12 protein-coding genes are annotated in these 13,053 nt (G+C 64.1%); 4 read left to right on the top strand and 8 right to left on the bottom strand.

Annotated elements, in window-relative coordinates:
• The first annotated feature begins 119 nt into the window (after nt 1-119).
• Both EOHIBHHM_RS24060 and EOHIBHHM_RS24055 read left to right on the top strand, forming a co-directional pair.
• Complete coding sequence (locus EOHIBHHM_RS24060; protein ID WP_497259348.1) at nt 120-965, top strand: acyl-CoA thioesterase; 846 nt, start codon at nt 120-122, stop codon at nt 963-965.
• Between the two features lie 532 nt (nt 966-1,497).
• Nucleotides 1,498-1,644, top strand: a complete 147-nt coding sequence (locus EOHIBHHM_RS24055; RefSeq protein ID WP_497259346.1) for a DUF7557 family protein — start codon at nt 1,498-1,500, stop codon at nt 1,642-1,644.
• Nucleotides 1,645-1,765: 121 nt separating this feature from the next.
• Here EOHIBHHM_RS24055 and EOHIBHHM_RS24050 read toward each other — a convergent pair whose 3' ends face one another.
• From EOHIBHHM_RS24050 to EOHIBHHM_RS24035, 4 genes are all read right to left on the bottom strand, one after another.
• Nucleotides 1,766-2,551, bottom strand: coding sequence for a DUF4396 domain-containing protein (locus EOHIBHHM_RS24050; RefSeq protein ID WP_497259344.1), 786 nt, complete (start codon nt 2,549-2,551; stop codon nt 1,766-1,768).
• A gap of 445 nt (nt 2,552-2,996) precedes the next feature.
• Complete coding sequence (locus EOHIBHHM_RS24045; protein WP_497259342.1) at nt 2,997-4,118, bottom strand: MBL fold metallo-hydrolase; 1,122 nt, start codon at nt 4,116-4,118, stop codon at nt 2,997-2,999.
• A 226-nt stretch (nt 4,119-4,344) separates the two neighbouring features.
• On the bottom strand, nt 4,345-5,619 hold the full coding sequence (locus EOHIBHHM_RS24040; protein ID WP_497259340.1) for a sulfite oxidase: 1,275 nt from the start codon (nt 5,617-5,619) through the stop codon (nt 4,345-4,347).
• 190 nt (nt 5,620-5,809) lie between these two features.
• Nucleotides 5,810-6,166, bottom strand: coding sequence for a four-helix bundle copper-binding protein (locus EOHIBHHM_RS24035; protein WP_497259338.1), 357 nt, complete (start codon nt 6,164-6,166; stop codon nt 5,810-5,812).
• A 175-nt stretch (nt 6,167-6,341) separates the two neighbouring features.
• Here EOHIBHHM_RS24035 and EOHIBHHM_RS24030 point away from each other — a divergent pair, with 175 nt between their 5' ends.
• Entirely contained in the window at nt 6,342-6,932 is a 591-nt protein-coding gene (locus EOHIBHHM_RS24030; protein WP_497259336.1) for a winged helix-turn-helix transcriptional regulator, read from the top strand.
• 46 nt (nt 6,933-6,978) lie between these two features.
• Here EOHIBHHM_RS24030 and EOHIBHHM_RS24025 read toward each other — a convergent pair whose 3' ends face one another.
• Complete coding sequence (locus EOHIBHHM_RS24025; RefSeq protein WP_497259334.1) at nt 6,979-7,383, bottom strand: DUF302 domain-containing protein; 405 nt, start codon at nt 7,381-7,383, stop codon at nt 6,979-6,981.
• A gap of 184 nt (nt 7,384-7,567) precedes the next feature.
• Between EOHIBHHM_RS24025 and EOHIBHHM_RS24020 the strand changes: the two genes are divergently transcribed.
• Nucleotides 7,568-8,011 carry an ester cyclase gene (locus EOHIBHHM_RS24020; RefSeq protein ID WP_497259332.1) on the top strand — a complete coding sequence of 148 codons (444 nt, stop codon included), beginning with the start codon at nt 7,568-7,570 and terminating at the stop codon, nt 8,009-8,011.
• 221 nt (nt 8,012-8,232) lie between these two features.
• Here EOHIBHHM_RS24020 and EOHIBHHM_RS24015 read toward each other — a convergent pair whose 3' ends face one another.
• The 3 genes from EOHIBHHM_RS24015 to EOHIBHHM_RS24005 form a co-directional block, all read right to left on the bottom strand.
• A complete protein-coding gene (locus tag EOHIBHHM_RS24015) occupies nt 8,233-10,527 on the bottom strand; it encodes an MBL fold metallo-hydrolase (protein WP_497259330.1) in 2,295 nt (764 codons plus the stop codon).
• Nucleotides 10,524-11,084: a hypothetical protein gene (locus EOHIBHHM_RS24010; RefSeq protein WP_497259328.1), complete on the bottom strand. Its 561-nt coding sequence runs from the start codon at nt 11,082-11,084 to the stop codon at nt 10,524-10,526. Before EOHIBHHM_RS24010 ends, EOHIBHHM_RS24015 begins: the two co-directional genes overlap by 4 nt.
• 205 nt (nt 11,085-11,289) lie before the next feature.
• Nucleotides 11,290-12,981 carry a DUF8612 domain-containing protein gene (locus EOHIBHHM_RS24005; RefSeq protein WP_497259326.1) on the bottom strand — a complete coding sequence of 564 codons (1,692 nt, stop codon included), beginning with the start codon at nt 12,979-12,981 and terminating at the stop codon, nt 11,290-11,292.
• Between the last annotated feature and the right edge of the window lie 72 nt (nt 12,982-13,053).

Genomic DNA, 13,053 nt, shown 5'->3' with positions numbered 1-13,053 from the left:
ATCCGGACGCGCTATCGGGGGCAACCCGAGGCGATGGCCGCGGACTCTCCGTTCCCGCCAGCGACTCTCACCTCTCGGAGCCGGGGGATTTATTATCGGTTCCTACCGCTTCACAGAGTGTGCGAACCATCGACAACCACGACGTCCGGTTCGGCGAGCTCGTCGGTCCGCTCGTCCACGGTGCACGGTTCTTCGACTGGGAACTCGTCTCGACGCAGGTCGTCACCGAGGCGTTCGATCACGCCTTCGAGGACATCGTCGACGCGGGCGGTATCCCGTACGCGCCCGTCGTCGCGACGACGAGCGTCCACCGCTACCCCGGCTTCCGCGATACGGTGACCGTCGAGACGACGCCGATCTCCGTCGGCCGGAGCAGCGTCGAGTTGCTCTACGAGATGACCGACGCCGAGGGCGACCCGCTGGCGACGGCGCGGATCACCCACGTCACCATCGCCCCGGAGGGTGGCGCTCAACCGCTCCCCGAGGCGACACGGACGGCGTTCCGCGACGCGCTCGAGGAGACCGACCCCGAGGTCGGTCCACGTGAGTCAGACGGCGAGAACGGAGCGTGGCCTTCCTTCGCCGAAACCTTCGACGTCCGCGGACCGCACGTCGAGGGATCGGAACTGGCGTACTTCGAGGAGTATCCGCGCTTCGCCGACGTCGCACTCGAACGCTTCCTCGAGTCGACGGGGACGACCCTCGACGCGCTCCGCGAAGACAGTCAACCGTTCCGCCTGCGCGACTGGCGCTGGGAGTTCGTCTCTCCCGTGCAGTACGAGTCGACGCTCACTGTCGAGTCGGACGTTCGCGCCGTCACCGACGAGACGGTTCGGGTACACCACCGCCTCGAGAGCGACGACCGCGTCAGCATCGAGGGGATCACTGAGTACGGGAACTTCGACGACGAGGGGACTCCGATCCCGTTCACACCTGCGATGCGGGAACCGTTCGTCGCGGAGTGATCTGTTGGAAACCCCTTGAAACGGTACGAGGGTACTCGTTACGGGATAGTCTTCCTGCCAGTCGCCCTCTCCTACTCCGGTGTTCGATCGAAGTTCGTCGACGATCACTACCAGTGTGAGCGGTAGTTCCCTTCGAGGGGTATTTGCTGTCCGGACTCTCTGCCCTTCGATGCGTCCACGTCGGCCCACGTTTCGGCTGGTTGCCGCTCTCTCCCCCTCTCTCTCTATCTAATAGAAATCATTGAATACTCTGTCATCGGCTCGCCTCGATTAGATCGGATTAATTGGGTAGTAACGATATTAACCAGACCTATATTGACCATTGGCGAATTTCAAAGAATATTGCAAAAGATAATATAATAAATAATATATGGTGGGGCCAGCGGCCCAGTCTTCTATTATAATGAATTCCGTCCATAAGTACGATCGTTCGGTTCGGCTGTTCGTTCTGGGCGAGTACGTTTACCGCCGTCGCTACCGGGCGGCCGAACCCACCCTCGCTGTTATCTCTCTCCGCCGCCAACGTCTGAGCATGACTGTCACTATCGAACTCGACGACGAACTCGCAGCGAGGCTCGAGACGCACCTCGAGGAGGACCAGACGTACGAGGAACTCATCGAAGAACTGGTCGGCATCTACGAGAGCAGTCGGTTCGTCCAAGAAGGGTACTCCGAGTAGCAGTTGGACCGAGTGACATCGACCGAATCGTCGGCCGACTCGAACTCGTCACCACACCGCGAACGTCGACAGCGGGCGTAGCGATGCGCCGGTCGGTCGGCTCGTCACGGACGCTTCGCGTTCAGTCACCCGCCGCGGCCTGCGAGTCCGACCCCATCTTCGCGGGGTTGCTCATGCCTTCTTTCACCCCGAAGTGGACGAGCGCGACGTTCACGGGCCACGCCACGACGAACCCGACGGAGAGCGAGAACGCGAGCGCGGACCAAAACAGGAGCTCTCCCATGTGTGCCTCAGCAGCGAGCAAGAGGTCGGTTCCAATGGCGAAGACCTCCATGATCGTGATCGAGGGCGTCTCGCTCAGGAGAGCGTCCCACGTCGCTTCTTTGAAACTCACCCCATCCTGCATGAGTGGGCCGATCGTCAACGCGTAGCCGAAGAGGTACGCGAACCCGAAGGTGACCGCCGCGACCCACCCGACAGTGAGCGCGAGGATCCCCTGTGCGAGCGTGATACCGACGACCTCGCCGGCGCCACAGCCGGAGTAGCAGTGTGCGGTCGAACGGAACCCACGTCGCCACAGCGAGTCGTGGGAGATCTGCGTTCGGCCCGTGTACCAGTAGATCGTCAATCCGAACGGTCCAGAGTACAGCACGACGAGCGTCCAGACTGCCTGCATTAGCGATGCGATCGTTTGGTTGTTCTTCCGGAGGTCCCACCACAGGACCCCGACCGAGAGCAAGACGAGTACCGCCCATGCACCGACGACGACGGGGTCCGAGAGAATCGGTTTGAGCACTTCCCGCGCTGGTGCGAACGCCTGTTCCATCTGTTTGGCGACGCCCGATAGCCACCCGCCAGCGGCCAACGGAGTTGTCGACTCGTGCACAGTCGAGTGCCGAACGGACATACTCGTCTCTTGCTACGGGCGGCGCTTTTAGGTGTGTTCTGGCTACGATTACAAACGTGCGGAACGACACCCCCGAGCGACGCTCCCGGTCGGCGACGTCCGAGATCTTCGGCGCCTGCAGTAGTTCTCCGTCTCCTTCGAGCGGGACCTTCCTCTGCCGGACGCCGGGTACTCGTCGATTATGCGGCTCCGAACCCGGTGGTGTAGGTGTCTTTCGACGGCGAGCGCTTTAGAATCAAAAGCTCCTCTGGCCTCTCCTTCAGATCAGCGCCTTCGACGATTTCTGAGCCGTCCGTAGCGTGAATCTACGAGTCGGCACCGTCGACGCCCGTTGGATCGATCGGGTCGGTCTGACGACGCGACCGGCGTAGAGAAGGTCCGTGTCGATTGCGGTCTGACGACTCGACCGACGGAAACGAAACTCCCTTCGAACACCGCTGCGGCGTCAGTTCGCAGCGCAGTTGTTGGGGCCGAGTTCGAGTTCCTCGACGTCGCCACCGGGCTGTTCCTTCCCCCAGTTGATCTGCTTGATCTCGTTGTAGTTGGCCGGCTCGTCCGAGAGACTCTCGACGATCGTCTCGACGAAGGCTTCCTCGTCATCCTGTTCGACGTAGCTCAGGAGTTCGTTCGTCGTCTCGTCGAGCAGCTCGCCCAGTTCGGTTGCGAGGGGACGGACCTCCTCGTCGTCGAAGTGACCGGGAAGCACGACCGTCTCGTCGGGAAGCGTCGTGAGCGCCGTGAGACTCTCGTACAGCCGACTGGCGGCCGTCCGGATCGCCTCCTCCGACCCGTCTTCGAGGTCGGGCCGGCCGACGCTGCGGAGGAAGAGCGTGTCCCCCGACAGCAGGGCGTCACCGTACTCGTAGGAGACGCTTCCAGGCGTGTGACCCGGCGTGTAGTGCACTTCCATCTCGCGGTCGCCGACGGCGATCGTCTCGTCGTCGGTAATCTCGGTTACGCGGTCGAGTTCGCCGGCGTCGTCGCTGTGAAGATAGTACGGGACGTCGAGTTCACCGGCGAGTTGGCCTGCACCCGAGACGTGATCCGCGTGGGCGTGGCTGTCTGCGACGCCCGTGATCTCGAGGTCGCGCTCCTCTGCCTCTTCCAGGTAGACGTCGATGTACTGGCTCGGATCGACGACGATCGCCTCGTCGCCGTCGTGGACGAGGTACGAGATGCATCCCGTTCCGGGACGGACGATCTGAACGACGCCGTCGGCCTCGTCGAGTTCGTACGCCTGGTGGACGCGTCCCCACCCGTTCATCCCGTCGTCGATGGACTTCGCGTCGAAGCCGTGGTCCTGAAGGAAACTCGCGGCACGCGTCGAGGTGACGCCAGCGATGCAGACCGTGACGATCTCCTCGTCCTTCGGCAGTTCGTCGAGGTGGTCCTCCAGCGTCGAGAAGTCGTGGTCGAGCAACTCGTCGTAGATGGGGAGGTTCGTACTCCCCTCGATCTGCCACTCCTCGTAGTCCTCTTCGTTGCGAACGTCGAGAACGAAGGGATCGTCGTCGTCTTTGTGGACGCTTCGAGCGACCTCCAACGGAGCGACACTAGTATTGCTCATTCTATCCAATACTATCGACGCCGAGACCGTTAAATCATTTGGCCAGGGGGTCTAATCGGTCGATCCGTACGAGAGTGTTTTGGCAGTCAAACAATTTCCATCAGGCACTGGTGACCCGAGGCTCACCGTTCGACCGTGAACAGGCCGACCGGACACACGACAGCGATCCGAAATGCCAGGAGAACAGTATCGTCTCTACCGGTTTATCTCTGATTTCGACCCCGAGTCACTGGGTTCGCTCGGTCGAGTCCGAGTCGTCCGAGCGCCGGACGTCGACCGTCACCCCGTTCGGTTCGTAGGCGTTCGCGGCGTAGCCGCCGGCGTTCCAGGGGAACTCGTCGTCGTCGAGTGCCGCTCGCCACGCGTCCGGGTTCGAGATCCGCGCCGGCTGTCGGCGGCCCAACTCGTCGGTCCCCCGCGAGTACAGGACGTGCGTCCCCGGTTCTGGATCCCAGTCGTATCGGAACAGTCGCCACGCACCCGTATATTCCGGCCCGAACAGGTCGGCGTCGGCCCAGCTGTCCCCGCCGTCGGTCGAGATCTCGACGCGCTCGACGGCGTCGTCGCCCGCCCACGCGACACCGCGTACTTCGACGGTCTCGTCCGTCGGTGCCGTCGTCGTCGAGTCTCCCGTGGGCGTCCCGATCACCGACATCACCGTCGCGTCGAACGTGTAGGGATGTTCGACCGCCCCCTCGAGTTGTGCCCACGTGTCGACGGTATCGACGCTCTCGTTGGACGCTGGGGTGACGCCGTCGGGGTGGATCCGGTAGGCCTCCTGCTGCCAGTAGGCGTGGGTGCCGGGGCGGTCGAGCGACCCTTCGGTCACCATCCCGTCCATCACCCGGAGCTCTTCGACCCACTTGACGTTGTTGACGCCGTACCAGCCCGGAACGATGAGTCGAACCGGATAGCCGTGCTCGTCTGGAAGTGGCTCGCCGTTCATCTCGTACGCGAGGATGCAGTCGTCGAACGCCTTCGCGAGCGGAATCGACCGCGCGAAGACGTCGTCACCCGTAGAGGGGTCGCCACCGATCGCGGTGAGCCATCTGCCGTCGGACGACTTGACGCCGTGCGTCCGGAGCACCGAACTGACGGGGACGCCGGTCCAGAACGCGGTGCCGGCGGCTTCGAACCCCCACTGGACGCTTCCGGTCTCCGGTCGGTGCTGGCCGCGACCGTTGCCTGCACACTCCATCGTGTGTGCGACGCCGACCCGCGGATAGTCGGTCTTCAGGTCGTCCACCGAGAGTCGTCCGTCGGCGTGTCCGGTGAGCGAGACGGTCCACGTCTCGGCGTCGGCGTCCGGAATATCGTTCCTGTGACAGACGAAGTGTTCCTCGATGGGCGTCAACCAGTTCGCGAAGGTCGCCCGCGTCGCCGCTCCGACGACGGTGTACTTGTCGGCCTCGTCTCGTGTCTCGGTTACGCCACCCTCCTTCGCCGCCACGATCGCGTCGATCTCCTCGTGGCGACTCTTCCGTGGCTGCTCTGTGGGCATAGCTGACAGTCGACACGCATCTCCATAACTTTTCGCACACTCCGTTCACGACTCGTACGACGATTCAGAGACCGTGAACGGGGCAACTGAGGCGTTGCGCTGGGCGATCCACGCGTGACGAAGCGCGAACGCGAAGAACAGCCGTCGGTTTCGGCGCGGTAGAAAATAGTCGGTGAGTCGCTAAGCCGATCTACGCGGAGGCCATGTTCCGACAGGTCTCCACGCAGTCGGGGAGGACCTCGGCGCAGGTCTGACAGTGGTCGTGGTCGTGCTGTTCGCACTCCTCGGCACACGCCTCACAGAGGTCGGCGCAGACCTCGGCCAGGTCGCTGCTGTAGTCGGAGTCGCGAGCCATCAGGCGTGCGTGCAGCGTGGTCACGTCGGCGACGTCTCGGCACAGACGGATACACTCGTCCATCCCTTCTTTGCCGACACACTGGTCGGCACAGTACTCACAGACCTCCGCCGCTCGCAGGCAGTTCTCGATACAGTCGCGCTGTTCGTCGTTCAGATGCTCGAGTTCCGAGAGCGTATCGGTCAGTGACATCGCATCTAAACAGACGGGCGGGTCCTTTTCCCCACTTGTGGCTCACAGCGTTCTGTCTCTCGGGGCTTCGTCGAACGAATCGTCGGTATCCCTCTCTCTCAGCTAACGTCGTTCAGTAAGCGAGGCGCTCGACGGCCACAATCTGTTTCCTCCGACGAGCGAGTAGGCTACAGATATGGGTCAACTGGACGATACCGACATGCGGATCCTTCAACTGTTGGTGGAGGACTCACGGCAGACGTACGGCGCGATCGGCGAGGAGGTCGATCTCTCTCCTCCGGCCGTCTCCAACCGGATCGACCGACTCCGAGAGCGGGGGCTCATCCGACGGTTCACCGTCGACGTCGATCGGTCTCGACTGACCCAGTCGAACGCGACCCTCGTCGACGTGCAGGTTCGGCCGACCGAGATCGAGGCGGTCGTCGACGACCTGCGCGCGATCGACAGCATCGAGTATCTCATCCGGACGAGCGACGCACGAGTCACCCTGTTGGTCCATCTCCCGGCGGCCCAACTCCGCGAGCGCGTCGTCGACGCCCTCGACGAGTACACGCTCCTCTCGTACGAGGTCCGGGACGTCCTCGAGACGGAGTGGAGTCCGCAACTCGGAGCTACGGGGTTCGAAGTCAAATGCGCCGAGTGCGAGAAGTCCATCCGTGGACAGGAGGTCACCATCGAGACCGACGACCGGACCTACTATCTCTGCTGTCCGTCCTGCGAGTCGCTGTTCCGCGACCGGTACGAACGGTTCTCCGAGGAGACGTAGCGAGACGACCCGTCTCTCGAGTCGCGAATCCGCGTACGGTCCGTCTTCAGCCCGCGAGTTCGGTCGAGACCGTCTCGAGGACGCGCTCGAACCGGTCGTGGACCTCGGTCGCGATGGAGTCGAGCGCGTCGTTGTCGGCGATGCCGACGAGTCGGTTCGGGTCGACTGCACTGACGACGACGTCGCCGTCGTCGGTCTCGTAGACGACGACGTTGCAGGGGAGCAGCGCGCCGAGGTCGATCTCCTCGGTCAGCCCCTCGTGAGCCAGCCCCGGGTTGCAGGCTCCGAGGATGCGGTACTGGCGGAACTCCTCTCCGAGCTTCTTCTCGAACGTTGCCTGTACGTCGATGTCGCAGAGGACGCCGAACCCCTCGTCTTCGAGCGCGGCGACCGTCGTGTCGACCGCTTCGTCGAAGCTCCCGCCGACCGTTACTTGTGTAGTATAGGACACATCGTACACTACCGACTCGGGGCTCTTAACGGTGTTGTCGGCGGAAACGACGTCGTCCACAGCGGGGTGACGAACGCGTCCGACGGGCCGCCTGCAACTGCCCGGCGGAGCGACTGCCGTTCGGAGCGGTTCGGTGGAACCGCTCGATAGGTACCACTATCTCGGACCGTTCGGTAGCGCCGCTATGACCGACGACGCTCGTCGACGGATGGAGATCAGCCGGCAAGACTTCGTCCGCGTGTGGGGCGACCGGGAGTTGGAGGCGATCACGGACATCTACTCCCCGACGTATCGCGGACACGGGTTTCCGGTGAAGGGGACGATCACTCGAGCGGAGTACTGGCTCCTCGTCTCGATCTTCCAACAGGCCTTCCCGGACTGCGAGATCGAGATGGTGACGCTGACTGCCGACGACTCGTTCGTCTACACCAACTGGGTTTTCCACGGTACACACACCGGATCGGTGGCCGGAGTACCACCGAGCGGGGCGCGAATCGAGTTCGAGGGGTCGGGACGGCACCGCCACGAGAACGGCCGAGTCGCCGAGGCGTGGCTGTCCGTCGACTGGCGTGGCGTCTTCGAGGACGTCGTCGACGGCTACGCCGCGTCGCTCGACCTGACGTTCTGATCGACCCACTCGGACGGAGAGGGTCTATCCGCCTGTTCTGACCTAGGTGCGTCTGTTTTGCCGACTTTGCCGGCAATCCAATCCAAACCATACAAACTGTACGACTAGTCACAACCGAACAATCGGTCAAAACCGACAAATATGTCTTGTCTATCAAATCTTTACAACCCGGAAAAAGCGCGTCCAAAACAGCTCTCAGCGTCCGACGGTGGGTCTCGCGTCTACTGTTCGTCGAGCGCCCACAGGACGGCGGCGTCGACGAACTCGCGGCGCGTCTCGAAGCCGTAGTCGTCGTTGGCGACGGCGGCGTCGACGAACCCGCCCTCGAGTGCTCGCTCGGGGACGGTGACGGTCGGCGTCGCCTCGTCGCCGAGCAGTTCGGCGAGGGCCGTTCGCACGGTGGCCGAGACCGAACCGTAGCCCTCGTCGGCCGTCGCTTCCGCGAGCGTTTCCCCGAGACGGTCGCCGAACGCGACGTCGACGTCGAGCGCGTCGGTCGTTCCGTCGGGCGTCTCACCCCGTCGAAGGAGCGCCCGGAGGTACGAGTCGAGCGCGTCGGTGACGAACGTCGCGACCGACGCTGCCCCCGTCTGGCGCTCGACGAGCGCGAAGAGCAGCGGATCGACGTCGAGCGCGACGGTGGCGGCGTCGTCGGCAACGCTGGCCTCGGACGTCGTCCCGGCCGGTCGTTCGCTCTCGCCGACGGACCGCTCGTCCGACTCGACAGTCTCGGCTTCGGCAGTTCTCTCCTCGTCGGTGGTCCTCTCCTCGTCGGTGGTCCTCTCCTCGTCGGTGGCCGCGACGCTGCCGGTGTCGTCGGTGTCGCTGCCGTCCTCGGTGTCCGTGACACTACCGGTGTCACCGGCGTCGTCGACGTTCCCGACGTCCTCGGATCGCGTCTCTCGGTCGGAGTCGCCGGCGTCGTCACCCAGTCGGTTCCACGCGCGTCGGGCGACGATCCCGCTCGGAACGAGCGAGTCGGTCGAGAGCGTCCCCGTCGTGTCGGTCTGCGCACTCACTGTCGAGTAGCGTTGACTGTCGGTACGGCTGGATTCGTCGTGACGATCGGTCGTGTCGGTCATCGGTGTCGTAGTCGTCGACTGTTCGGAAGGCTGTTCGACGTGGAGTCGGCGGCGGAGTCGGTCGGCGTCGAGTCCTTCGCCGTTCAGGTCGACTGGTTCGGTCCGATCGAGCGACGAGAGCGGGACGTCGTCGAGTTGACCATCCACGAGGTCGCCGAACTCCAGCGACCGATTCGACCCCCACGCGCGCTCCGTCTGTGTCCACGGCGGTGCCAGCCACTGCCCGTCGTCGTAGAGCGTCAGTTCCTCCCGCTCTGTCGCGGACCAGACACACGAGTCCCAGTCGTTGTATCGGCTCCCTGCACCCCCGTGCTCGTGGACAGTGACGACCTCGATCGGATCGAAGGCGTCGACGACCGCATCGAGCGCGTCGCTCGTCGGGTGCATCGCCCCCTCGTAGACGGACGTGGTACACGATCCACCACCCGTGATCGGCGACGTCCCCGAGGAGACGAACTGAACCAGACAGGCGTTCGGGTCGTCGCGCAGGGACCCGTAGAGACGACTGGCGCTCCCCTCCCTCGGCACGTCCGGACCGGCGATCGTGACGACGCCGGAGTCGAGACAGCTCTGCGGCCGCTCGAACTCCGGGATCGCTCGGACGGTCTCGTGGTCGTACCCGAGGTTCTCGTACAGTTTCGCCGCCTGTCCGACGACCCGAACCGGGACGTCGAGCTCCAGTTCCGCAGAGACGGCTTCGAGGAGCACCGCCAACTGGACGCCTTGCAGTCCACTCGCGGTGACGAGCACGCTGGCCCCGCCGTGGGCTCGTTCGACGGCCTCGGCGACGCCGTCGGTCAGCTCTCGTTCCGCCCCGTCCGCGGTCGCGACGGTCAGAAACAGGGTCTCGACGTCGAGGACGGTATCCGTGTCGAGACCGGGGTAGCCGCCGACGGAACGGCGTGTGAAGTCACCGGTGAACAGCATGTCGTGACTACCCTGCTCGTCGCGGAACCGGACGACGAATCCGACGGCGCCGGGCGCGTGACCCGCAGGGATCGGGTGGAGACGAACGTTCGGTGCGACGTCGACCCAGCCGTCGACCGCAGTCGTCGCTTCGAGGACCCGGTCGACGTCGGAGACGAACCCGCTGTCCTCGGCGGTGGTGAGCACGGTCTCGAGGATGGCCGCCGTCGCGGGCGACGTGTAGAGCGGGACGTCGTCCCCCAACGCACTGTCGAGCGACTGATAGTGGTCGGCGTGCGCGTGCGTGAGACAGACTCCGGCGAGCCTGTCGGTCGGCCGGAGACAGGAGTCGAGGTCGAGCCCGTCGCCCGCGTCTACCAACAGACACGCCGCCTGCTCTCTGGTCTCGTACTCGAACCGGAGGAGCACCGACTCGTTTCCCGCCTGGAGGGTGACGTGGTGGAACGAGACGCGGGAGACGGGGTGGTCGGTCGGAACGTCGTCGCCGCCGGCGAGGTCGACGCTCACCGGACCACCACCGCGGTCTCGACGTGCGCCAGGAACTCCTCGAGCGAGTCGAGGGGAGGCTCGGTCGACCGATCGTCCGCCTCCCCTTCGTCGGAGGTGGTTCCCCGGTCACCCTGTCGTATCTCCTCGCCGACGACGAACCAGCCGTCCACCCCGAGCGAACCGGCTGCGTCGACCAGTACGTCGTCCGGGTCGCCGATCGGACGTCCATCCGCCCGGTCGACGCCTCCGGCGTCACCAGTTCCGGAGGCATCGGCCGACGGTGGTCGAGCGACCCAGCCATCGACCGTGTACTGTGCGCCCGTCAGCAGGTCGAAACTGTCGCCGTGTGCCGCCGGCGGCAGGACGACGTCGACGAGGCCGTCGGCCACTCGAAACGACGTCCGACAGACGACGTCGTCGCCGACGCTCGTCTTCCGTTGGGTGACGAACTCTCCCGTGAACGTCACTCTCACCCGAACTCGGCCGGACCGGTCGTCTCGGTCGCGCCGGTCGAAACGCTCTCGATCCTCCTCCGACGTCACAAATTCCACCATCGGGTTATCCTTCTCTCCCATATTCTATCTGAACGTTGAGTCTGACGTACTATAAATCTACCTCAAGTCACAATCTGATGTTCTAATCTTCTATATTCTTACTTCGGTGTGTGCGTAGCCGTTCCTCTCACGGCGGAGTCGTCTACAACCGGTTCGACGGCGACCGCGCGAGTGCACTCGTCGGACTAGGACAGAGAGTAGCGACGAGAACGGCAGTCGGCGGCCGTTACGCGATCAGGAGGAACAGCCAGTAGGGGAGATAACAGAGCTTCACGCCGTCGCGGTCGACCACCAGCGACGAGGACTGCCGGACAGAGCGGGGGAGTGAGTCCGTCACGACGAACCGGTAGGGTGCCTCGTAGTCGACGTCGAGCAGTTCGTCGCCGCTGTCGTCGAAGTGCGACCCCGAGTCGGGGTCGAACTCGACTGCGACTCGCTCGCTGTCCGTTGCGTACGGCTGATACGCGAGGACGAACGGCAACACGAGACCGTCGCCGTGGAGGACGTAGTCGACCGTCCCGCTCTCCGTCTCAGTGTACTCGACCGACAACCGATGGTCGCTCCGCCCGGGCAGCGACCACGCGAGTCGTTTCGCGTGGTCGAAGCCGACCGTCCGTGCGAGCGTGTACTCGAACTCCGCGTTCAGCACCCCGGCATCCTCGTACGACTCGAACCCGTGGTGTTCGTGTCGCTGGGACAGCAACACCACGTGACGCGGGTTCCGCAGGTACAGTCGCGTCCGGCGGTAGCGTTGGAGCGCGAAGTCGTGTGACTCCCCGACGGCGAGTCCGTCTTCGAGGATCGAGAGATACGAGTCGACCGTCCGTCGGTCGACGCCGAGCTGGTCGCTCAGTGTGGTGTAACGGAGTTCTTCGCCCGCTCGACTCGCCGCCAGCGACCCGAGTCGATGGAGGTTCTCGGGGCGCTGGACGCTGTGGTACTGTGCGAGCTCCTTGTACAGATACAGCAGGAAGTGCGACCGGACGAGGTCGTTTCGAACCGTGTCGTCGTCGACCGTGTGGAACGACCCACCTCGACGGAGATACGTCCGGGCGGCCTCGTGGAGGGTGTCACGCTCCTCGGGTTCGAGTTCGTCGAAGTAGAGCGTCGAGAGCGCGTCGACCATCCCGTCGACGTTACGGTCGTCGAGTTCACGCTTCCGCGCTCGGTGAATCAGCCCCTCGACCTGATGCTGTTCGAGGGTGGCTGCGAGTGCCCGCGTCTCGTCGTGTTCGAAGTCGACGACGTGGCCCTGTTTGACCGCGTCGATGAACTTCATCGGCAACATCGGGTACGGACCACGGACCTGGTCGACGGTGTCGTGCCACGAGTCGGTGTCGACTGCGACCTGCGGGGCGACGATCCCGCTGACGAACAGATACGTTCGGTCGTCGACGAGCTCCTGGAGTCGCTCCAGGCCTCCGATCTCGTCGAACGACAGCGATCCGACGTCGTCGAGGATCACGAACTTCGGCCCTCGCCGCGGGGCGACGTGAGAGTCGAAGTAGTCGACGACGCTCTGGAGCCGCCGGAACCCCGTCTCGGGCGGCTCGAGGTGGTACAGCGACGCCTCCAGCGGGACGTAGAGGATCTGTCGCGGACTGACCGACCCGACGAGCGACCGCTCGCGGTCGCCGGGGGTGTAGTCGACCGTCTCGTCGTCGATCAGCGCCGCGACGAGTTGCTGGAACATCGTCGTCTTCCCGATACCGGTCTGCCCGTAGACGGCGTGGACGAGACTCCCCGCATCTCCTTCGGACACGCGTTCGAGCGTGTCGAGCAGCCGATGCAGGTCGGACCGTTCTTTCCACTCCGTCACGACCCGCAACTCCTCTAACCCTGCAGTGCCGCTCCACCAGGGGTTGTGGTACTCGGCGTCGGAGATGAACTCCTCGGCCGTCGTCGACGAATCGGTCATGGTCGAACTCAGAACCCGACTCCTATATAGTATGGTGCATCCGAATGCGCCAAAATCGAGTCTTTCTCTGCC

The sequence above is a fragment of the Halogranum roseipondis genome, assembly GCF_059695585.1.
The sequence above is the reverse complement of the archived record's forward strand: the minus strand, read 5'-3'. Positions and strand labels throughout refer to the sequence as shown.

Excerpts from the sequence above, each read along its gene's own strand:
- EOHIBHHM_RS24055 (WP_497259346.1), top strand. The coding sequence starts at position 1,498 with ATGACTGTCACTATCGAACTCGACGACGAACTCGCAGCGAGGCTCGAG.
- EOHIBHHM_RS24035 (WP_497259338.1), bottom strand. The coding sequence starts at position 6,166 with ATGTCACTGACCGATACGCTCTCGGAACTCGAGCATCTGAACGACGAA.
- EOHIBHHM_RS24030 (WP_497259336.1), top strand. The coding sequence starts at position 6,342 with ATGGGTCAACTGGACGATACCGACATGCGGATCCTTCAACTGTTGGTG.
- EOHIBHHM_RS24010 (WP_497259328.1), bottom strand. The coding sequence starts at position 11,084 with ATGGGAGAGAAGGATAACCCGATGGTGGAATTTGTGACGTCGGAGGAG.
- EOHIBHHM_RS24005 (WP_497259326.1), bottom strand. The coding sequence starts at position 12,981 with ATGACCGATTCGTCGACGACGGCCGAGGAGTTCATCTCCGACGCCGAG.
- EOHIBHHM_RS24040 (WP_497259340.1), bottom strand. The coding sequence starts at position 5,619 with ATGCCCACAGAGCAGCCACGGAAGAGTCGCCACGAGGAGATCGACGCG.
- EOHIBHHM_RS24045 (WP_497259342.1), bottom strand. The coding sequence starts at position 4,118 with ATGAGCAATACTAGTGTCGCTCCGTTGGAGGTCGCTCGAAGCGTCCAC.
- EOHIBHHM_RS24020 (WP_497259332.1), top strand. The coding sequence starts at position 7,568 with ATGACCGACGACGCTCGTCGACGGATGGAGATCAGCCGGCAAGACTTC.
- EOHIBHHM_RS24050 (WP_497259344.1), bottom strand. The coding sequence starts at position 2,551 with ATGTCCGTTCGGCACTCGACTGTGCACGAGTCGACAACTCCGTTGGCC.